The 21886-nt window shown below is 35.8% G+C and carries 15 protein-coding genes; 10 read left to right on the top strand and 5 right to left on the bottom strand.

From position 1 onward, the window contains the following. The first annotated feature begins 14 nt into the window (after positions 1-14). A complete protein-coding gene (locus ACQ65V_RS00115) occupies positions 15-1649 on the top strand; it encodes a M1 family metallopeptidase (protein WP_430468599.1) in 1635 nt (544 codons plus the stop codon). 5 nt (positions 1650-1654) lie between these two features. Next, positions 1655-2227, top strand: coding sequence for a YdeI/OmpD-associated family protein (locus tag ACQ65V_RS00120; RefSeq protein WP_430466411.1), 573 nt, complete (start codon positions 1655-1657; stop codon positions 2225-2227). Here the strand turns inward: ACQ65V_RS00120 and ACQ65V_RS00125 are convergent, their stop codons facing one another. Both ACQ65V_RS00125 and ACQ65V_RS00130 read right to left on the bottom strand, forming a co-directional pair. Continuing rightward, positions 2228-2956 carry a LytR/AlgR family response regulator transcription factor gene (locus ACQ65V_RS00125; protein WP_430466412.1) on the bottom strand — a complete coding sequence of 243 codons (729 nt, stop codon included), beginning with the start codon at positions 2954-2956 and terminating at the stop codon, positions 2228-2230. Then, positions 2953-3999 carry a sensor histidine kinase gene (locus tag ACQ65V_RS00130; RefSeq protein WP_430466413.1) on the bottom strand — a complete coding sequence of 349 codons (1047 nt, stop codon included), beginning with the start codon at positions 3997-3999 and terminating at the stop codon, positions 2953-2955. Before ACQ65V_RS00130 ends, ACQ65V_RS00125 begins: the two co-directional genes overlap by 4 nt. A gap of 188 nt (positions 4000-4187) precedes the next feature. On the opposite strand from ACQ65V_RS00130, the gene ACQ65V_RS00135 reads away from it, so the two are divergent. Further along, entirely contained in the window at positions 4188-6590 is a 2403-nt protein-coding gene (locus ACQ65V_RS00135; RefSeq protein WP_430466414.1) for a TonB-dependent receptor domain-containing protein, read from the top strand. Positions 6591-6603: 13 nt separating this feature from the next. Further along, positions 6604-7500, top strand: coding sequence for a hypothetical protein (locus ACQ65V_RS00140; protein ID WP_430466415.1), 897 nt, complete (start codon positions 6604-6606; stop codon positions 7498-7500). Between the two features lie 32 nt (positions 7501-7532). Here the strand turns inward: ACQ65V_RS00140 and ACQ65V_RS00145 are convergent, their stop codons facing one another. Beyond that, positions 7533-8990, bottom strand: a complete 1458-nt coding sequence (locus ACQ65V_RS00145; protein ID WP_430466416.1) for a magnesium chelatase — start codon at positions 8988-8990, stop codon at positions 7533-7535. An 85-nt stretch (positions 8991-9075) separates the two neighbouring features. Beyond that, positions 9076-10224 carry a vWA domain-containing protein gene (locus ACQ65V_RS00150; protein WP_430466417.1) on the bottom strand — a complete coding sequence of 383 codons (1149 nt, stop codon included), beginning with the start codon at positions 10222-10224 and terminating at the stop codon, positions 9076-9078. A 91-nt stretch (positions 10225-10315) separates the two neighbouring features. On the opposite strand from ACQ65V_RS00150, the gene ACQ65V_RS00155 reads away from it, so the two are divergent. The 3 genes from ACQ65V_RS00155 (at position 10316) to ACQ65V_RS00165 (ending at position 16191) form a co-directional block, all read left to right on the top strand. Beyond that, positions 10316-10915: a hypothetical protein gene (locus ACQ65V_RS00155; RefSeq protein ID WP_273289326.1), complete on the top strand. Its 600-nt coding sequence runs from the start codon at positions 10316-10318 to the stop codon at positions 10913-10915. 81 nt (positions 10916-10996) lie between these two features. Next, positions 10997-14221, top strand: a complete 3225-nt coding sequence (locus ACQ65V_RS00160) for a VPS10 domain-containing protein (RefSeq protein ID WP_430466418.1) — start codon at positions 10997-10999, stop codon at positions 14219-14221. A gap of 20 nt (positions 14222-14241) precedes the next feature. Continuing rightward, entirely contained in the window at positions 14242-16191 is a 1950-nt protein-coding gene (locus ACQ65V_RS00165) for a S9 family peptidase (protein WP_430466419.1), read from the top strand. A gap of 65 nt (positions 16192-16256) precedes the next feature. Here ACQ65V_RS00165 and ACQ65V_RS00170 read toward each other — a convergent pair whose 3' ends face one another. Continuing rightward, entirely contained in the window at positions 16257-16934 is a 678-nt protein-coding gene (locus tag ACQ65V_RS00170) for a Crp/Fnr family transcriptional regulator (RefSeq protein ID WP_430466420.1), read from the bottom strand. Positions 16935-17044: 110 nt separating this feature from the next. Here ACQ65V_RS00170 and ACQ65V_RS00175 point away from each other — a divergent pair, with 110 nt between their 5' ends. The 3 genes from ACQ65V_RS00175 (at position 17045) to ccoN (ending at position 21883) form a co-directional block, all read left to right on the top strand. Continuing rightward, complete coding sequence (locus ACQ65V_RS00175; RefSeq protein WP_430466421.1) at positions 17045-19420, top strand: heavy metal translocating P-type ATPase; 2376 nt, start codon at positions 17045-17047, stop codon at positions 19418-19420. 74 nt (positions 19421-19494) lie between these two features. Beyond that, positions 19495-19680, top strand: coding sequence for a cbb3-type cytochrome oxidase assembly protein CcoS (gene ccoS / locus ACQ65V_RS00180; protein ID WP_430466422.1), 186 nt, complete (start codon positions 19495-19497; stop codon positions 19678-19680). Positions 19681-19690: 10 nt separating this feature from the next. Beyond that, positions 19691-21883, top strand: coding sequence for a cytochrome-c oxidase, cbb3-type subunit I (gene ccoN / locus ACQ65V_RS00185; protein WP_430466423.1), 2193 nt, complete (start codon positions 19691-19693; stop codon positions 21881-21883). Positions 21884-21886: the final 3 nt, after the last annotated feature.

The following is a 21886-nucleotide window of genomic DNA, read 5'->3' on the forward strand; positions in this document are numbered from 1 at the left end:
ACCCAAATAAAACCATGTCGCTTAAATATATTGTATTACTATGTTTTATAACATGCTTCTCATGCTCAGAAGCACAGTTACTTCAAGATAAAACAGAGTTTACAAGACAAGATACACTTAGAGGAAGCATCACTTCAGAGCGCGAATGGTGGGATTTAACCTATTACCACTTAGATGTTGAAGTTAAACCCGATCAGAAATTCATTTCAGGCAAAAACACCATTCAATATAAAGTGTTGAAACCTCATCAGCTAATGCAAATTGATCTCCAAGAACCAATGCAAATGCTGAAAGTACTTCAAGATGGAAAGGAACTCGAAGTAAAACATGATGGAAATGCACATTTCGTTCAACTTGAAAAAAATCAAAATAGTGGTGACGAAAATACCATAGAAGTACATTATAAAGGATATCCAAGAGAAGCAAAACGTGCCCCATGGGATGGAGGGTTTTCATGGAAAAAAGACAAAAACGGGAAACATTTTATTGCCACATCAAATCAAGGGCTTGGTGCAAGTGTGTGGTGGCCAAATAAAGATCATATGTATGATGAAGTGGATAGTATGCTTATCAGTGTAACCATTCCAAAAGGGTTGACTAATGTTTCCAATGGTCGCTTACGCAAACTCGAAGATTTAGGAGACAAAGTAAAATCGCATTGGTTTGTGTCTAACCCAATCAACAATTATGGAGTTAATATCAATATCGGCGATTATGTCAACTTCTCAGAAACTTATGAAGGTGAAAAAGGGGAATTAGACATGGATTATTGGGTACTATCCTATAATCTTGAAAAAGCCAAAGAACACTTTAAGGACGCACCAAAAATGATGGAAGCTTTTGAACATTGGTTTGGACCATATCCATTTTACGAGGATAGCTTTAAATTGGTTGAAGTACCATATTTGGGTATGGAGCACCAAAGCTCAGTCACTTACGGCAATAAATATAGAAAAGGATATTTAGGTAGTGATTTATCAAGTACAGGTTGGGGCTTAAAGTTCGATTTTATAATCATTCACGAAGGTGGCCACGAGTGGTTTGCTAATAACATTACGAATAAGGATGTTGCAGACATGTGGATTCACGAAGGATTTACAGCTTACTCAGAAAATCTGTTTTTAGATTACTATTACGGTAAAGAAGCGTCTGCGGATTATGTCATTGGTACACGGGCCAATATTCAGAATGATAGACCACTGATTGGTTACTATAATGTAAATAAAGAAGGCTCTAGCGACATGTATTACAAAGGTGCCAATATGTTGCACACCTTAAGACAATTGATTGAAGATGACGATTTATGGAGAGACATTCTTCGAGGCTTGAATAAAGATTTTTACCACCAAACTGTGACTACAAAACAAATTGAAGATTATATCAGCGAGAAGACCAATAAAGATTTATCAGCCTTTTTCAACCAGTATCTGCGAGACGTTCGCATCCCAACTTTAGAGTATAAAATTGAAAATGGTGAACTGAAATTTCGTTACGTGAATATTGTTGAGGATTTTGATATGCCAATAGAAGTTGAAGTTGGTGGTAAAACAGAATGGATTTTCCCAAGCTCGGAATGGAAAACCAAAGCTATTAAAGGTGAAGACTTTAAAGTTGATAGAGACTATTATATTTATTCTAAACGAATCTAAATACATTGGAATTCCCAGAACTCTATTTTGAACGTGACACAGACTGGTACGATTGGCTTCTTCATAACCACGACAAACACGACGCAGTGTATCTCATCTTCTATAAACTAGATACCGGTATCCCAACCATGCGCTGGGAAGAAGCTGTTAAAGTGGCATTGTGTTTTGGTTGGATAGATTCCACAGTAAAAAGTCTTGGTGGAGGAAAGCGTAAGCAATACTTCTGCCCTCGCAATCCAAAAAGTACTTGGAGTGCCCTCAATAAAAAATATGTTGCAGAACTTGAGAAAGACAACTTAATCCAAGAACCAGGCTACAAAGTTATTGAACACGCTAAAACATCTGGCAAATGGACTGAGATGGATGATGTTGAAAATGGTATCATTCCAAAGGAATTACAAGATGCTTTTGACAAAAACCCAAAAGCTTTTGAAAATTACCAAAACTTCGCAAAAGGCTATAGAAAAAGTTATTTATCTTGGCTACATAGTGCAAAACGGGAGGCTACACGACAAAAAAGAATCGCAGAAATTATAAAACTCTGCGAATTAAATATTAAAAGTAGAGATAGCTGGTAACTAAAACATCAACTTCTTAATATTATCCATATAACCTCTGCTCACTCTTACCACATCACCATTTTTCATAGTAATATCATAACTCTTAGAATATTTATGTAATTCTTTTACAGCATTTAGGTTAATAATTGATGAGCGATGTACTCTGATAAATACGGCGGAATTCAACTTTTCTTCTAATGTAGAAATACCGTAATTACTAACAAAGGTTTGTTGCTCCGTTACCAATTTTGAATAATCACCATAAGCTTCAATTCTTATAACATTTTCAAGTGCAATCGTTACTAATTTATTCTGTGTTTGTACCAAAATACGTTCTGGTGATTGTGGTGTATCCATTAGGAGACTCTCGGCTAGTGGTCGTGCTTTATTTTCTTTGGAGTTTTCTTTTAACCTATTTACTGCAACCTTAAAACGTTCTTTAGTATAAGGCTTCAATAAATAATCAACCGCATGGACTTCAAAAGCTTTTAGGGCATATTGGTCATAAGCAGTAGAAAAAACAATTTGCGGTAGTTCTTTAAGATGTGTTAAGACATCAAACCCTGTCATGCCTGGCATCTGTATATCTAAAAACACCAAATCGGGTTTAAATTCGTTAATCATTTTTACCGCATCTACGCCATTATTGGCTTCACCCAAAATGACAAATTCAGGGTAATCCTCTAAATATTCCTTTATAAGTTTACGACCTGCTGCTTCATCATCTACCAGAATAACCTTCTTCATATGGCAAAGTTTATTTTAAGACCTTGAGGCTCATTGTCTGTTAACAACAGTGTACTCTGGTACATTTTTTCGAGTCGAAGTTTAGTGTTGGTAAGACCTATACCTTTTTCAAAAACTGAAGTCTTATCTTCTATACCTACTCCAGTATCACTAATTTCAAAATGCAATTTATCTTCTTTTTTAAAAATTCTGATGGAAATTTTCCCTCCTTCAATTAAGGACGATAATCCGTGTTTTATAGAGTTTTCTACTAAGGGCTGCAATAACATTGGCGGTACCATTTCTTCCTTTAATTTATCATCGACATTAATTTCTACCTCTAACCTATCTTGAAATCGTTCTTTTTCTAAGTCGAGATATTTATTGACGAATTCTAGCTCTTCACCTAATGGCACTTTTTCAACTTTTGAAGCTTTTAACTGATACCTAAATAAATCTGATAGTTCTGCGATCATACTTCGCGTCTTTTCGTTCTCTGCTGGTACGGACGCACTTATGGTATTGAAAATATTATATAAAAAATGTGGATTTAATTGTGCTTTTAATGCAGACAGCTCACTTTTGAGTGCTGCGTTTTTAAGTTCTCCTTCTACCTTTAGTTTTCGTTGGTTTTCCATAAAATAACGGTAGGCAAAAAAACATCCAAAAAAGATGAGCAAGAAAAGTAACGGAATGTACCAGTCCCAAATGGCACCAGTACCTCTTAGTCGGCCTATTTCTAAAACATCTAAAAGTGCATATCGTATTTCGCGAACGATATACGTAACAATCGGAATTAAAATGGCAACAGCTATAATCTGATGTCGTGTTTTTTGGCCTCGTAAAAGGTAAACACCTAAAACCCATATAACGCCAGACGCTAGTAAATAAAATAAGTAGGACATCCCAGACATGTACCAATATTCTCTAAGATTGGCCCATCCCCAAAATCCTTCATTTTCAAATCCACCTCCATTATACCATAGTACAATACGATATAAAATCGAAAAGAATAAATAGAAGCCTATAGTTATTAAAAGACTATTTCTTGTACTGCGTTTCATTATACTAGCATTTAAAATATAAATATAAGACATAGTTGGCGTCAATGTAAATCAAAACAGACGAGTGGACCTATATACAGACGAATGGGAATGGCGATTCATCAGCCTATATACCAACTCAACGGTTCTGAAGTGTGTAACCGCATAATGTTTCTCAGATTTGTATCAGAAATTAAAAATAAACAGATATGAAATCAATTCTAATATATATTGCCTTATCAAGTTTTAACTTTTTACAAGCGCAAAATATCATCTCAGGTAAAGTAATCACAAAAAATCAACAGCCTGTTCCCTCGGCTATTATATCATTATTAGATGCTGAAACCAATAGCTTTATTAAAGGAGAACTTTCTAATGACACTGGAAACTTCAATTTTAAATCCATTGAAAACGGTACTTATATTATTCTAATTACGAGTTTAGGCTTAAAGGACTATAAGTCTGAACCTTTTGTTCTAAACAACTCCAATAAAAACTTCAACACCATTATAATGCAAGAAGATTTGGCCGAACTAGACGAAGTCACTGTCGTTGCGGAGAAACCAATGATAGAAGTAAGAGCAGACAAAACCGTTTTTAATGTGGCTAATACAGTAAATGCCATTGGTGATTCTGGTTTTGAACTACTCAGAAAAGCACCAGGAATCATTATCGATAATTCTGATAGCATTATTGTTGAAGGCAAAGCTGGTGTGCTTTTTTATATAGACGATAGACCTTCTGTACTGCGTGGAGCAGATTTGGTTAACTTTCTTAAAACCCTACAAGCGGCAGATATTGAAGCAATTGAAATTATAACTCAACCCTCGTCTCGCTTTGATGCTGAGGGTAATGCTGGGATTATTAACATTAAACTAAAAAGAGATAAGTCATTAGGTACCAATGGAACTGTAGCCTCTTCCTTAACCATTGGTGATTTTGCGAGAACGAGTAATTCTGTATCCATTAACAACAGAAATAAAAAAACAAGTTTATACGGAACTTATAGCAATTTCTTCGGAAAAAGTACAGGATTCATTAACCTCAACAGAACACAAAACGGCAATAATTTTAATGCACGTACAACCAGTGTTTATGATGCTAATAGAAACAATATCCGATTAGGATTCGATTATTATGCTAATAAAAAATCGACCTTTGGCATTATTGTAAATGGTAACTTTAATAATTCAAATTCCGAAAGTGATTCCAGAACTCCAATAACACCAAGTGGTGATAACAGCCCTACAGAAGTCCTAGTTGCAGGAAGTGATTCTGAAAACAGAACGACGAACTTCTTTAGCAATATTAATTATAGATTTAAAGATACTTTAGGCCATTCTTTAAACATAGATTTAGACTATGGTAAATACGATAGTGAGCGCGAAAACCTTCAGCCTAACCGTTACTTTAATGGAGATGAGACCCAAGTATTAAGTGAAAACATTGTCTTTTTTGATACACCAATTGATATCTCAATTATTTCAGGTCAAATCGATTACGAACAAAACTTTCTAAAAGGTAAACTAAGTCTAGGTGTAAAATATTCAAAAGTTAAAACTGATAATTCTTTTGATGCTTTTGATAGAACCAATGGTAATAATGATTTGGACGAATCACAATCTAACGACTTTAGTTATGATGAACAGATTAGTGCTGCTTATTTTAATTTCAGTCGAAAAATTGACAAGTTCAATTTGCAATTTGGCCTACGTATAGAAAATACGGTGTCTGATGGAATATTAACGAGCTTATTAGGCGACCAAGATGATAGAGTAAAGCGTAACTACACCAACTGGTTTCCTAGTGGTGGAATTACCTATCAGGTGAATCAAAAAAACAGTTTGGCACTGATATACAGTAAGCGCATACAACGACCAAATTATCAGAGTTTAAATCCATTTCAGTATCGTATAGATGAATTATCCTTTAGACAAGGTAATCCGTTTTTACAACCACAGTATACAGATAATGTAAAGCTATCGCACACTTATAATTACAGATTAACGACCTCTCTGAGTTATAGTTTTATTTCTGACTTTTTTGCGCAGGTCACCGAAGCAGTTGGTGATGAGCAAAACTTTATTATTCAACGTAATGTAGCAAATCAAAAAATCATAAACCTAGGGATATCTTATCCTACAAAAATCAATGACTGGTGGAGAATCTATGCAAGCCTAAATGCTTATAGAAGCATCTACGAGGCCACCAACCCAGATTTTGTATCCACCAAACAAAATACCTTAAGCTTTTATGCGCAAAATACCTTTAAGCTTCCAAAGGCTATCACTTTTGAAGTTTCAGGCTGGTACAGTTCTCCTTCAGTTTGGGGAGGTACCTATCAAACACGTAGCTTAGGGTCGTTGAATTTAGCCTTTCAAAAGAAATTCTTAGACGATAAACTCACAGCTAGACTTGGGTTTAACGATATTCTTTTTACCTCACCGTGGCAAGGGACTACACGTTTTGGAGATTTATTTATCGATGGCAACGGAGGTAATGATAGCAGACAAATACGATTTAACCTTATCTACAACTTTGGTCGCGATGAGATTAAAAAGGCACAACAACGAGATACAAGTATCGAAGAGGAAAAAGACCGAATAAACTAAAAAACTAGAAACTATGAAAACTCAACAATTAATAATACTAGCAGTGTTTTTGAATACGGCTTTAATAAGTTATTCACAGCGAACATTTTTAAAAATAACCAAAAGCAATAAAGCCAATGACTATAAGATGTATCCACCAGGTACTAAATTTGAATTAAAGACCAAAGAAGGCTACATCGTTTTTAAAAACAGTGATGATCCTGGCTTAATGGAAATTGACGGTAATTATACACTTTACGTATATCCCGATTGGAAAGACGATGCAGATGTATTTAAGTTGTCTGAAGGGAAAGTCGAAAAACTACTAACGTCTAGTTATTCGGAAGCAGAAAATAAAAGTCACTCCATTGAAAGTAATGGTGTCACAGCTGATTATACCGTTAGTGATTCTAAGGAAAGAAAAGGCAAAAAGAATTTAGAATTTAAACTCAGTAATGGTATAACCTTTATTTATGAAGACGACAAATATCGCGCATATTTGAATGAGGAACATAATTATATTCGTATTAAAGGTAAATATGTGATCAAATCAAAAATAGGCACGTTAAAATTAAGCTTTAACCCATCAAATGGTGCAGTTTGGTGGGTTTTTGATAAAAACCAAAAACAAAATAATTTAATAGGAAATTGGAAAATTGACCTGAGACCTACTCCATCTAGCCCAGAATATTTTCAAATCTTAGTCATTTCAAAGGTTGAAGGTAAAACTATTGAAGGTACATTTTACGGAAGTCCAATTAAAGACGGCTTAATAAACACCAATTGGGAGAGCACCTACTTCTCATTCACAACATCAGATCGCAGTAACGATTACTATCACTCTGGCTATATGTTAAATGGAAAGTTATATGGTATATCCTATTGTCCAAACAGAAGTTTAACAGCACCTTGGACAGGAGAATTAAAATAATAAAAAGGGAAGCAAATAAGCTTCCCTTTTTATTACAATCCGCTGATATAACTACCGTAAGGGTCTTTTATTTGTAGGCCTTCGGAATAACGATATTTACTGAGTTTTTTGAACTGTACCAAGCCCCAAAGTATAAACTCTTTTTCAAAATAAACATCGCGTCTATCGATATCTGGTTGATAATCTGCCAGTATGGCATCTAATGGTTTTACTTCATCTAACTTTGCTTTATATGCAGCATCATCAAAATTATCTAAAAGCTCAAATCCATCTCCATTAAAGAACCAGGAAATGAGATCATCATAAGGTGTTTCTTCCCCTTGCTTTTCTAACTTTTCAATTTTAGGAAAATACTTAGGAAATAAAGTTTTTATTGCTTCATCAATAAGTGTGTTAGCCACAAAATCAGCGCCCTCTTGCTCCCCTTCATAAACCAATTCTACCTTACCAGTAATTGATGGAATCACACCAATAAAATCAGATAGTCTTACCGTTGTATTATCATCACCAGCTAACAAAGCGCGTCGCTCGGCTGTACTTAGTAGGTTTTCAAACGCTGTAATACTCATACGAGCGCTTACACCACTTTTCACATCTACATATTCACTTTCTCGTGCCTCAAAGCTAATTTGCTCAAGTAAATCTTTTGCTAAATCTGGTACATAAACAGATTCCGATTGACGTTCATCTAATTTAGCTTCCTGCGAGGTAATCGTTCTCGCAGTATCAACAGAATCTGGATAATGGGTAAGAATCTGCGACCCAATTCTATCTTTTAACGGTGTTACAATGCTACCTCTATTGGTATAATCTTCAGGATTTGCAGTAAAAACAAATTGCATATCTAATGGCAATCGTAATTTAAAGCCTCTAATTTGAATATCGCCTTCCTGTAAAATATTGAACAAGGCTACTTGAATCCGAGCCTGCAAATCTGGTAACTCATTAATTACGAAAATACAGCGGTTTGCTCGTGGAATCATTCCGTAGTGAATCACACGATCATCCGCATAACTCAATTTTAGATTCGCCGCTTTTATAGGATCTACATCTCCGATAATATCGGCCACAGTCACATCTGGTGTGGCGAGCTTTTCAGCAAAACGTTCGTCTCTATGTAACCATGTGATTGGTGTACCGTCACCTTTTTCAGCAATTAATTCTTTAGCAAATCTTGAAATAGGTTGCAAAGGATCATCATTGATTTCTGAACCTTCCACAATTGGGATATACTCATCCAGAAGATTAACCATCATGCGTGCTAAACGTGTTTTGGCTTGACCTCTCAATCCCAAAAGATTGATATTATGACGTGATAAAATAGCACGTTCCAATTCAGGTATCACTGTATTTTCATAACCATGAATACCTTCAAAAGTGGTGACTTTGTTTTTAATATTCTCAATCAAATTATCTCTTAATTCATCTTTAATAGATTTTGACTGGTAACCTGCTTTTTTTAATTCTCCTAGTGTTTTTATGTCTTTCATTTTCCAGCTTTTGGCTCTTAGCCTTTAGCTGCTAGCATACTCTTCACGAGCTAAGTGCTAACGCCTAAAAGCTAACAGCTTTTATTTATCCTTTAATTCTTTTTTTTCGGTTGTTTTCGTAATCTTCAAATATCATTTCGCCTAAACCTTTTAAACCTGTATAAAATGCTTTCCCTCTATTGGCTTGTGTAAATTCTCTAATAAATCGCATTAAATACGGATCTTCAGCGATCATAAACGTGGTTATAGGAATGTGCAATCGCCTTGCTTGTTGTGCCATAGCATAGCATTTATTGGTAATATATGGATCTAAACCATTGCTGTTTTTATAATACTGACCGTCTGGCATACGCAAGCAACTTGGTTTACCATCGGTAATCATAAAAATCTGCTTATTGGTGTTACGCTTTCTACGTAGCATGTCCATTGCTAATTGCAATCCTGCAACCGTATTGGTATGATAAGGCCCAACCTTTAGATAAGGTAAATCCTTAATTTTAATGGGCCAGGCATCGTTTCCAAAGACTAATATTTCTAAGGTATCTTTTGGGTAGCGTGTAGTGATTAATTCTGATAACGCCATGGCTACTTTTTTAGCTGGAGTAATACGATCTTCGCCATACAAGATCATACTATGGCTTATATCTATCATTAATACCGTACTCATCTGGCTTTTGTGAAGGGTCTCTTCTACCACCAAATCGTCCTCGGTAAGATTGAAATTACCGATTCCATGATTAATTTGCGCATTACGTAAACTTTCGGTCATCGATACTTTGTCTAAAGCATCACCAAATTGATAAGCTCTAAAGTCACCTGTGTGCTCATCGCCAATACCTATCCCTTTACTTTTATGATTTCCTGAGCCACTTCGTTTTATTTTTCCGAAGATATGATCTAGAGCTTGTTGACGTATAGCACGTTCTGTCTTAGTAGTTATAGTTAATCTGCCTTTACCATCGCCATCACCTTCTCCTTCACCATTGGGGTCGAGTTCTTCTCTTACATAACCTTTGTTTTTAAGGTCTTCTATAAAATCGTCTATGGTATACTCTGGTGTGGTAAGCTCGTACTCTTTATCGAGTTGGCGTAACCAATCAATAGCTTCATCAAAATCTCCTGAAGTATAGGTAATCAATTCCTTAAAAATCTCGAACAATTTTTCAAATGGAGATTGATTTGGAGCTTCGTAGGTTTTAAAGATAAAACCAGACTTTTTTAACTTTTCTTTCATTGCAGCATAAAAATAAGGCTTTTTAACCTGTCAACAATACAGCACTTTTATATTCTAACATTTTATTAACTTTACTTAAAACAAACCAAAAATGTCAGAAGAAATAGATGAAAGTTTAGATAAACCAAGAAGAAAGATCAACTGGACAACTGATAAGATAATGAGCACTTCAGCATTATTTATCAGTGTTATTTCATTGACAGCACTAATTTATCAATCTTACCTAGCTAGAGAAGAAAATAAGCTCATTCAAACTCAACAAAGTGCTTCAGTTTTACCACATTTAAACCAATGGGTGAGTAACTATAACAATTCATTTAAGTTTGTTATCGGAAATAAAGGTGTTGGTCCTGCATTTATTGATGATGTAGAGATCTTGTTGGACTCAACCCATAAATTCAATAATACAAAGGATTTGTTTCAACATATATTTAAAAATACAAAAGGTCTTGATACCATACCTTATACCCAAAGCACCCTAATAAAAGGATTTGTTTTACCAGCAAATGACCAAATCAATCTTTTAGAGATTAACGCTTCAGAAAATATTGGAATTGTCAGGAAGGCTCTAAACCAAAAACAAATTCTCTATAAAATAAAGTATAAAGATGTTTATGGAGCTAAGTGGCTACTATCCAACTACAATCAAAATGACAATAGCGCAACAATCCCCATTCTATTAGCAGAATAATTTTTTACATTAACATCTCTTTTAGAAATCGCATTTATCTTTTCATTAACTTTAAGGCTTTAGTTAACTAACCTTAAACAAATGAAGAAATTATCGACGCTTGTTATGCTCTTCTGCATAGCACTACTCTCTGCACAAGAATTTTCAATGGACATGGTCAAGAATATGGCACCTCGCAATATTGGGCCTGGTGGAATGTCTGGTCGTGTTACTGCGATTGATGTTGTACTCAACAATCCTGATGTAATGTACGTTGGCACAGCATCTGGAGGCCTTTGGAAATCAACTTCTGGCGGCATAAAATGGGAACCTATTTTTGATAACGAATTAACGGCATCCATTGGTGCTGTAGAAATTCAACAATCCAATCCAAGTGTTATTTGGGTCGGTACAGGAGAAGGTAATCCTCGTAACTCACTTAATGGTGGTTTTGGTGTTTACAAATCGCTCGATGGTGGAAAAAGCTGGATGGCTATGGGACTTGAAAACACAAGACATATTCATAGGATTATAGTAGATCCTACCAATCCGGATGTGGTTTATGTTGGTGCCATCGGTTCACCTTGGGGAGAACATCCAGAGCGTGGAGTGTTTAAAACTACTGATGGAGGAAAAACCTGGAACAAAATCCTTTTTGCCAATAACAAAACAGGAGTTGCCGATTTAGTGATGGATCCTACAAATCCGAATAAGCTCATTGCTGCTATGTGGGAACATAAGCGCGACCCTTGGTTTTTTAATTCAGGTGGTAAAGGCTCAGGACTGCACATCACGCACGATGGTGGTGAAACTTGGAAAAAAATCACAGAAGATGATGGGTTTCCAAAAGGAGAATTGGGTAGAATTGGAGTGGCTATTGCTCCAAACAAGCCAAATATCATTTATGCATTAGTGGAGGCCAAAAAGAATGCACTTTATAAAAGTGAAGATGGTGGTTTTAAGTGGAAAAAAATCAACGACAAGAATGATATTGGAAACCGTCCGTTTTATTATTCGGAAATTTATGTTGACCCTCAAAATGAAAATAGAGTCTATTCAGTGTTTACTTATGTAAATGTTTCTGAAGATGGCGGCAAGAATTTTGAACAACTTATGCCTGCTTACGGAGTGAGTAACGGCATTCATCCAGACCATCATGCGTGGTGGATTCATCCAGAAGATGGAAGTTTTATGATCGATGGTAACGATGGTGGAATGAATATTACCAGAGATGGTGGTAAAACTTGGCGTTTTATTGGTAACCTACCTGTAGCCCAGTTCTACCATATTAATGTAGACAATGAATTTCCATATAATGTTTATGGCGGAATGCAAGATAACGGTTCCTGGAGAGGACCAGCTTATGTCTGGCGTGCGCAAGGGATTAGAAATAGCTATTGGCAAGAAATTAGTTTTGGAGATGGTTTTGACGTGGTTCCAGACAGAGACGATAGTCGTTATGGTTGGTCTATGAGTCAGCAAGGTTTTGTAAGTCGTTACGATTGGAAAACCGGTAATAATTATGGTGTACGACCAACACATCCAGATCCGGATGTGGCATTAAGGTTCAACTGGAATTCAGCTATAAACATTGATCCTTTTGACAATAGTACCATTTACTTCGGAAGTCAATTTGTACACAAATCCACGGATAAAGGTGAAACTTGGGAAGTGATTTCCCCAGATTTAACTACCAACGATCCTGAAAAACAAAAACAATCGGAAAGTGGTGGCCTCACAATGGATGCTACTGGTGCAGAAAACCACACCACAATTTTGGTGATAGAACCTTCTCCTGTTGAAAAAGATATGCTGTGGGTTGGTACAGACGATGGTCGTGTGCATTACACCCAAGATGGAGGTGACAACTGGACAGACGTTTCAAACATTAAAGGACTACCTGAGGGCAGTTGGATTGCACAGATAAAAGCATCTAACAAAAATAAAGGCGAAGCCCTTTTAATCGCGAATGATTATAGACGTTTTAATTATACTCCTTATGCTTACCGAACTAAAAACTACGGTAAAACATGGGAACGCATTGTGGATGAAAATGATGTAGAAAGTTACACCTTAGCCATAGTTGAAGACTTAGAAGAACCCAACTTAATGTTCTTAGGTACTGATGATGGTTTATATGTCTCCTTAAATGCTGGAGAAAAATGGATCAAATGGACAGAAGGTTTCCCAACAACTTCAGTTAAGGATTTGGTAATTCACTCAAGAGAACACGATTTAGTCATAGGAACTTTTGGCCGTGCAGCTTGGGTTTTAGATGATATAAGACCGTTAAGGGAAATGGCGAAGAATTCATCTATAATGAATTCAAATATTGAGTTATTTGATCCACCAACAGCTTATCAGGCTGCATACCAACAACCAACAGGAAGCCGTTTCGGAGCTGATGCGATGTATCATGGTGAAAATCGTGGTGGTGGAGCACGTTTCTCGTACTTATTCAACAAAAAAGAGCAACCAAAGAAAACTGATGAAAACAAAGCGAAGGATGATGACATGGAAGAGGAAGAAGATGACATGGATTCAACTTCAGACAAGGAAAAAACCGTAAAATGGGACTCACTTCAACTTAAAATTTATGATGGAGATCGATTAATCAGAACGTTAAAACAAAAAGCACCAAAGGAAAACGGTATCCGTAAATGGACATGGTATATGGATGAAGCTGGTGTAAGCAGACCATCTAGACGTATCAGAAAACAGACCAGAGAATCTGGAGGTGTCAGTGTAAAACCAGGAACATATAGAGCTGTATTGCATTATGGAGATCAAACTTCTGAAACTAGTATCAAAGTAGAATCAGACCCAAGGTTAAATGTGTCTCAAAAGAACATTGATGAAGTCTATGCTACGGCTAAACAACTTGAGCAAGTACAAGAAACAGTTGCAAATGCCGTTGAGCAGTTAGTAGAAAGTAAAGACATTGCTGAAAAGTATAAAAAAGAACTATCTCAATTAGATAAGGAGACGTATAAAGAACAGATAGAAGCTTCAAAAAACACTGTAAAAGCCATAGACAGTCTAATTGATAAATATTTAGGTAAAATAGATAAGCGCCAAGGGATAACCAGAAATCCTGAAGTAACACCTTTACAGCGATTGAGAACAGCTCAAAGTTATGTGTACAACAGTCAAAATGGTATAACCTCTACTGAGACGACCTTAATAAAACATGCTAAAGATGCTATAGATAAGCTTCTAGGTGAAACCAACAGTTTCTTTAATAAAGAGTGGAAAGAATACCAAGACCAAATGAAACAAATTCAAATGGATCCATTTAAAGAGACCAAGGTGTTTAGTATCGACTAACAATCAAAAAACAATAAATTATGAAAACAAAATTCTTAACATTATGTATTGTGCTTTCCATGTTTTCTTGCAAAGAAGACAAAAAAGAACAACAGACAGCGCAGCGTGACATTCAAAATTATACCATAAATCAATTTATGGATAACGAAGCTGTGGGAGGTGGAAGCTTTTCACCAGATAACAGTAAACTTTTAATTTCAAGTAACCGTTCTGGCATCTATAACGTTTATACCATACCTACAAAAGGTGTTGAGATGACTCCGATTACACAATCAGATAGTACATCTTACTTCGCCAATGCCTATTTTCCTGATGATAATAGAATGTTATTAAGTGCTGATGGTAATGGTGATGAAATTGACCATTTGTATGTTAGAGAAACCGATGGTAGCATTAAGAACATTACACCTATAGAAGGTGCTAAAGCCAATTTTTACGGTTGGTCTAAAGACGACAAGTATCTGTACTATGGCTCTAATAAAAGAGACCCTAAGTATTTTGATGTTTACAAAATGTCTATTGATGACTATTCATCAGAATTGCTATACCAAAACAACGATGGGATGGATTTTAGTGGTATGTCTGAAGATGAAAACTATTTCGCTTTGTCAAAAACCGTAAATACCAACGATAGTGATTTATTTATTTACAATGCTAAAACCAAGGAAACTACCAAGATAAATGATAACATGAGCGGTAATTCGGCTCAAGATTTTTCTAAAGACAACAGCAAATTCTATTACACCACTGATGATGGTTCTGAGTTTTCATACTTAATGTCTTATGACTTAAACACCAAGGAAAAGAAAAAAGAAATTGAGAAATCTTGGGATATTATGGGCAGTGGTTTTACTTCAGAAGGAACTTATATGGTTGTTTACGTTAACGAAGATGGTAAAAATGCCATTGAAGTTTTGGATACCAAAACCATGGAACCAATAGACTTACCTGATTTTGAAGGAAAAAGTATTACAAGTGTAAGCTTTAGTGACGACGAAAAATGGATGCGTATGTATGTTGGTGGATCAAATGCGCCTTCTGACTTATACACCTATAATCTCGATACTCAAGAACAATATAAACTCACGAATGTACTTAACGAAGAGATCAATCCAGAAGATTTGGTAACAGCAAAAGTGATTCGCTACAAATCGTTTGATGGTGTTGAGATTCCAGCGATTTATTACTTACCACATCAGGCCTCTGAGGATAATAAAGTACCTGCTATGGTATGGGTACATGGTGGTCCTGGTGGACAAACACGCCAAAACTTTAGTTCATTGATTCAGTACATGGTCAACCAAGGTTATGCGGTTCTTGCCGTTAATAATCGTGGTAGTAGTGGCTATGGAAAAACGTTCTATCAAATGGATGACAAAAACCATGGTGAGAAAGATTTACAAGATTGTGTTGAAGGTAAAAACTGGTTAGCGACGCAGCCAGAAATAGATGGTGAAAAAATAGGAATTATTGGCGGCTCTTATGGTGGTTATATGACCATGGCAGCATTAACCTATACACCAGAAGAATTTGATGTTGGTGTCAACCTTTTTGGAGTAACCAATTGGATGCGAACCTTAAAAAGTATTCCACCGTATTGGGAATCTTTTAGAGAAGCACTTTATGATGAATTGGGTGACCCGTTTTCAGCGGATTCCGTAAGACTCAAAAAGATTTCACCATTATTCCATACCGATAAAGTTACCAAACCACTAATTGTGCTTCAAGGTTCAAAGGATCCAAGAGTATTACAAGTTGAATCTGATGAAATTGTAGCTGGCGTTAGAAAAAACGGTGTTCCTGTTGAGTATGTATTGTTTGAAGATGAAGGTCATGGTTTTATAAAAAAGGAAAATCAAATTGAAGCCTATAGTAAAATTATAGAGTTTTTAGATGTACATCTTAAAAAGGAAAATGAACCTCTTGATGGTGAAAAACCCTCAAAAAAAATAGAAACTGAAACCGAATAATTTATATAAAATCAATAAAAAATCCCATAGTAAATGCTATGGGATTTTTATTTTGTATAATCTTTTTACTCTATCCATTTTAGACCCTTATCATCTTCAATTTTTATACGTTTTCCTTTAGTTGAAATATATCCTTCTTTTTTAAACTGAGATAAGATTCTAATTGCAGATTCCGTAGCTGTGCCTACAATACCAGCATAATCCTCACGAGATAAGATAATACTTAAATAACCTTCGTCGTCAGTACCAAAATTATCATGTATATACAATAGAATATCTGCCATTCTGGTTTTAACCGACTTTTGAGCCATGTCAACCAACGAATCATCAGAATCTTTTAAATCGTTTGCCATTTCCTTCAATACATCCATGGTAAACTTCGGATTTTTTGAAAGGTCAGACATAATTTCACTCTTAGGAATAAAACACATTTCCATATCATTTAGAGCAATAGCACTTAAATTGGTTTTCTGATCCGATACCAATGAGCGTTTACCAAGTAAACCACCCTTTACAACTAACTTTACAACTTGGTCCTTACCGTTTTCACTCAATTTAGAAAGCTTGCATACACCATCCTTAACACAATACACTCCGTTAATCGTTTCACCTTCTTCAAAAATAATCTCCCCCTTTTTATAGAGTTTTCCTGTTTTGCAAGCCGAAACACGCATTAATTCATCTCTTGTCAAGGATTTTAATGCGTTAAACTCTTTAATTATACACGACTGACATTTACTCATATTGATTGATTCTCGGATAGTATTCCAAATATAAGAATAACATGACAAATATCATATTTTAAAAGTTAAGCTTATGTGACCTTTGTTACAGGTATAAATGAGCAAATAAAATGGAAAACAAAACGTGTTTTCATTGTGGTGACAATTGTGGTAATCATGTCATTTCTTTTCAGGAAAAGTCGTTCTGTTGTAATGGCTGTAAAACCGTTTTCGAGATATTTAACGAAAATGATCTCACCTGTTATTACGACTTACAGAATTCGCCTGGCGCAATCCCTAAGGAGATTGAAGGTAAATACGATTTTTTATCTCAAGAAAACATCATTGACAAACTAACTGAATTTAGAAGTGATCATGTAGAAATTGCTACCCTCTACATTCCTCATATTCACTGTAGTTCTTGTATTTGGATACTTGAAAATCTCCATAAGCTGAACCCTAATATTTCAGGATCACAGGTCAATTTTGGTAAAAAAACTGTTAGAATTACATACAATTCTGAAGAAACCGATTTAAAATCCATAGTTGTACTGCTAAGCTCAATTGGCTATGAACCTTACATTAGTTTAGACGATTTTAAATCTGGCAAAAAACATATTAACCGTACCTTAATCTATAAACTTGGTGTTGCCGGCTTTGCTTTTGGTAACATTATGTTCTTGTCTTTTCCAGAATATTTTGAAGTCAATGAATATTGGTTAGAGCAGTACAAGCCTCTATTCCGTTGGCTAATGTTTGTGCTTTCGGTTCCTGTGGTGTTTTATTCGGCTCAAGATTATTTTATTTCGGCGTTTAAAGGTCTAAAAGCCAAGTTGCTTAATATCGATGTACCCATTGCCTTGGGAGTTTCCGTTCTTTTTATTAGAAGTACTATCGAAATTATGTTCGATCTGGGTTCAGGTTTTTTTGATAGCCTTGCTGGTTTGGTGTTCTTTCTTTTAGTTGGAAAGTTCTTTCAGCAAAAAACCTATGACTTCTTATCCTTTGAGCGCGATTATAAGTCTTACTTCCCAATCGCCATTACAAAAATTGAAAAAGACGGAAGCGAAAATTCCATTCAAGTGTATGATATCGAAAAAGGAGACCGGCTTCTCATTAGAAATGAAGAGCTAATTCCTGTTGATGGTATTTTGATTAATGGTAAAGCTAAGATAGATTACAGTTTTGTAACAGGTGAATCGCAAACCGTTTCAAAACAATCTGGTGATAAGTTATTTGCTGGTGGCAAACAAACGGCTGGTGTCATAGAGCTAGAAGCACTTAAATCTGTTGAGCAAAGCTATCTCACGCAGTTATGGAGTAATGATGTCTTCAACAAGAACAAGGAAGATGGTTTTACAAACATTACCAATAACATTAGCAAACACTTTACCATTGCCATACTGACCATTGCCTTTGTAGCCACTACATTTTGGTTATTTACAGATGCCAGTAAAGCAATGAACGTTTTTACAGCCGTACTCATTATTGCCTGCCCTTGTGCTATTGCACTTTCGGCGCCTTTTACCTTTGGAAACTTATTGAGAATTTTTGGTAAACTAAAGTTCTACATTAAAAATGCCAGTGTTATTGAGCAACTTGCACAAATTAACACGGTTATTTTTGATAAAACAGGAACCATTACATCAAATAAAACCAGTAACGCCGTTTATGAAGGGGAATCACTTTCTAATTTTGAACATTTAGTTCTTAAAAATTCTTTAAGAGGCTCTAACCATCCCTTGAGTAGAAGTCTTTATAACTTATTGGACGAACACAATATAATAACTTTAGACACCTTTGAAGAACATATAGGTAAAGGTATTGAGGCCCAACATAACGACATTAATCTTAAAATTGGCTCAGCAAATTTTGTTGGTAAGCCACAGAAAACTGCAGTTTTAAATACTACTGTACATATTAGCAGTAACGATATGTACAAAGGGAAATACACCTTTTATAACAGTTACAGAAAAGGTGTATCCAAACTTTTTAATCAACTCAAAAAACATTTTGATTTGGTTATTCTTTCTGGTGACAACGAAGGGGAAAGAGAAAATCTAAAGAAGTTGCTTCCTGCAAAAACCAAATTGATATTCAATCAAAAACCAGAAGACAAATTAGAGTTTATTAAATATCATCAATCTGAGGGTGCAAAAGTCTTAATGATTGGTGATGGTTTAAACGACGCTGGAGCACTAGCACAAAGTAATGTTGGTATTGCAGTTTCTGAAGACGTCAATGTGTTTTCACCAGCTTGTGATGCCATTTTAGATGTTTCAAAATTTAGGCAATTGTACCCTTACATAATGGCATCAAAATCTGCTATAAAAATCATTAAATGGAGTTTTCTGCTTTCGTTCTTTTATAACATCATTGGTTTATACTTTGCTGTAACAGGTCAATTAGCGCCTGTGATTGCAGCTATTTTAATGCCCTTAAGTTCTATAAGCATTGTGGTATTCACAACCATTTGCACAAACTTTTTAGGAAGAAGATTAAAATAAACGATTCTATATGACAAATGTCATGTTTTAAAAATAAGTTCAATAGTAATTTTGAACCGTAACTTCAAATAGGTATGAGTGTTATATATATTTTATTGACTATAAGCGTCATTGTTGGCGTAGCATTCTTTTTCATATTCATTGCAGCTGTAAAGTCTGGTCAATATGATGACAGCTATACTCCATCTGTACGCATGCTTTTTGAAGACGAGCTTGTAAAATCAAAAACCGAAAAACCAATCAATACAAAAACTGACTAATTTTTTTAATATGGAAATGCAACAATTCTATTACGATAACAAAATCGTTAAAAAATTCCTCTATGCCACCATACTTTGGGGAGTTGTTGGTATGCTAGTAGGTCTTATTCTGGCCTTTATGTTTTTATTCCCAAATATGACAGACGGAATTTCTTGGCTTAGTTTTGGTCGCTTACGTCCTTTGCACACCAATGCTGTGATTTTTGCTTTTGTTGGTAATGCGATTTTTGCTGGAGTCTATTATTCACTACAACGCTTGCTTAAAGCCAGGATGTTTAGCGATTTATTAAGTAACATCAATTTTTGGGGTTGGCAACTTATAATTGTTGGAGCAGCAATCACGCTTCCGCTAGGATATACGACCTCTAAGGAATATGCAGAATTAGAATGGCCTTTTGATATTGCTATTGCCATCATTTGGGTTGCATTTGGTATCAATATGATCGGCACCATTTTAAAGCGTCGCCAACGTCACTTATATGTTGCCATCTGGTTCTACTTAGCAACTTTTGTTACCGTTGCAGTACTTCATATTTTTAATAGTTTAGAATTGCCTGTCAGTGGCCTAAAAAGTTATTCTGTCTATGCAGGTGTGCAGGATGCACTTGTGCAATGGTGGTATGGACACAATGCGGTTGCCTTTTTCTTAACGACACCTTTCTTAGGATTGATGTACTACTTTGTACCAAAGGCTGCAAATAGACCTGTGTATTCTTATAGATTATCTATTGTTCATTTTTGGTCATTGATATTCATTTATATCTGGGCAGGACCTCATCATCTATTATACACAGCATTACCGGAATGGGCTCAACATTTAGGTGTTGCATTTTCAATTATGTTATTGGCTCCATCTTGGGGAGGAATGATTAACGGTTTGTTGACCTTGCGTGGTGCTTGGGACAAGGTCCGTACGGACCCTGTTTTAAAATTCATGGTAGTTGCCATTACAGGATACGGTATGGCAACGTTTGAAGGCCCTATGCTTTCACTTAAAAACGTAAATGCCATAGCCCATTACACAGATTGGATTATTGCACATGTGCACGTAGGTGCTCTAGCTTGGAATGGATTTTTGGCTTTCGGCATGATCTATTGGTTAATTCCAAGGTTATTCAAAACCAAATTACATTCTGTTGGTCTGGCTAATGCTCATTTTTGGATAGGCACATTGGGTATTATTCTATATGCCTTGCCTATGTATGTTGCTGGATTTGCCCAAGCTAGTATGTGGAAGCAATTTAATCCTGATGGCACTTTAGTATATGGCAACTTTTTAGAAACTGTTACTGAAATCATGCCAATGTACTGGATGCGAGCCATTGGAGGAACACTTTATATAACAGGTATGCTCATTTTGGTGTACAACGTTATTATGACGGTTGTAAGGTCTAATAACAAAGTAACAGACGAGCTTGCTGAAGCACCTGCATTGCAACGTGTTTCTAAAAGACGTGTTGCTGGAGAGGGATGGCACACTTGGTTAGAACGTAAGCCAGTATTATTAACTATTTATGCAACTGTTGCCATTCTCATTGGCGGTATTGTACAGATTATTCCAACGATAGTTGTAAAATCCAATATTCCAACAATCAGTAGTGTAGAACCTTACACTCCTCTTGAGTTGGAAGGACGTGATATATACATTAGAGAAGGTTGTGTAGGTTGTCATTCACAGATGATTCGTCCATTTAGGAGTGAGGTAGAACGTTATGGCGAATACTCTAAAGCAGGTGAATATGTGTACGATCACCCATTCCTTTGGGGAAGTAAACGTACAGGACCAGATTTGCACCGTGTTGGAGGTAAGTATTCAGATAACTGGCACCTCAACCATATGTACGATCCACAAAGCACATCTAGTGGTTCCATAATGCCTGCCTACCAATGGTTAATTAGAAATGAACTTGATAAATCCATGACTGAAAACAAAATGGAAGTTATGGTAGAACTAGGAGTACCTTATACTGAAGAAGATATTGCCAATGCACAGACTTCGATGTTAGAACAAGGCACTCAAATTGAAAAGAACCTATACACTGATCCTGATTTTGCAAAAACTTACGAAGCAGATAAAGCCGCTGCTGGAGAAGATTTTATTGAAATGAAAAACCGCGAAATTGTAGCGCTTATCGCTTATTTGCAAAGGTTGGGAACCGATATCAAAGTAGAGGACATAAAAGAAACTGCTCAAAACCAATAACGT

Source organism: Winogradskyella ouciana (assembly GCF_965284585.1).
Classification (GTDB): Bacteria; Bacteroidota; Bacteroidia; order Flavobacteriales; family Flavobacteriaceae; genus Winogradskyella; species Winogradskyella ouciana.

Excerpts from the sequence above, each read along its gene's own strand:
- ACQ65V_RS00115 (WP_430468599.1), top strand. The coding sequence starts at position 15 with ATGTCGCTTAAATATATTGTATTACTATGTTTTATAACATGCTTCTCA.
- ACQ65V_RS00125 (WP_430466412.1), bottom strand. The coding sequence starts at position 2,956 with ATGAAGAAGGTTATTCTGGTAGATGATGAAGCAGCAGGTCGTAAACTT.
- ACQ65V_RS00130 (WP_430466413.1), bottom strand. The coding sequence starts at position 3,999 with ATGAAACGCAGTACAAGAAATAGTCTTTTAATAACTATAGGCTTCTAT.
- ACQ65V_RS00135 (WP_430466414.1), top strand. The coding sequence starts at position 4,188 with ATGAAATCAATTCTAATATATATTGCCTTATCAAGTTTTAACTTTTTA.
- ACQ65V_RS00140 (WP_430466415.1), top strand. The coding sequence starts at position 6,604 with ATGAAAACTCAACAATTAATAATACTAGCAGTGTTTTTGAATACGGCT.
- ACQ65V_RS00145 (WP_430466416.1), bottom strand. The coding sequence starts at position 8,990 with ATGAAAGACATAAAAACACTAGGAGAATTAAAAAAAGCAGGTTACCAG.
- ACQ65V_RS00150 (WP_430466417.1), bottom strand. The coding sequence starts at position 10,224 with ATGAAAGAAAAGTTAAAAAAGTCTGGTTTTATCTTTAAAACCTACGAA.
- ACQ65V_RS00155 (WP_273289326.1), top strand. The coding sequence starts at position 10,316 with ATGTCAGAAGAAATAGATGAAAGTTTAGATAAACCAAGAAGAAAGATC.
- ACQ65V_RS00160 (WP_430466418.1), top strand. The coding sequence starts at position 10,997 with ATGAAGAAATTATCGACGCTTGTTATGCTCTTCTGCATAGCACTACTC.
- ACQ65V_RS00165 (WP_430466419.1), top strand. The coding sequence starts at position 14,242 with ATGAAAACAAAATTCTTAACATTATGTATTGTGCTTTCCATGTTTTCT.
- ACQ65V_RS00170 (WP_430466420.1), bottom strand. The coding sequence starts at position 16,934 with ATGAGTAAATGTCAGTCGTGTATAATTAAAGAGTTTAACGCATTAAAA.
- ACQ65V_RS00175 (WP_430466421.1), top strand. The coding sequence starts at position 17,045 with ATGGAAAACAAAACGTGTTTTCATTGTGGTGACAATTGTGGTAATCAT.
- ccoS (WP_430466422.1), top strand. The coding sequence starts at position 19,495 with ATGAGTGTTATATATATTTTATTGACTATAAGCGTCATTGTTGGCGTA.
- ccoN (WP_430466423.1), top strand. The coding sequence starts at position 19,691 with ATGGAAATGCAACAATTCTATTACGATAACAAAATCGTTAAAAAATTC.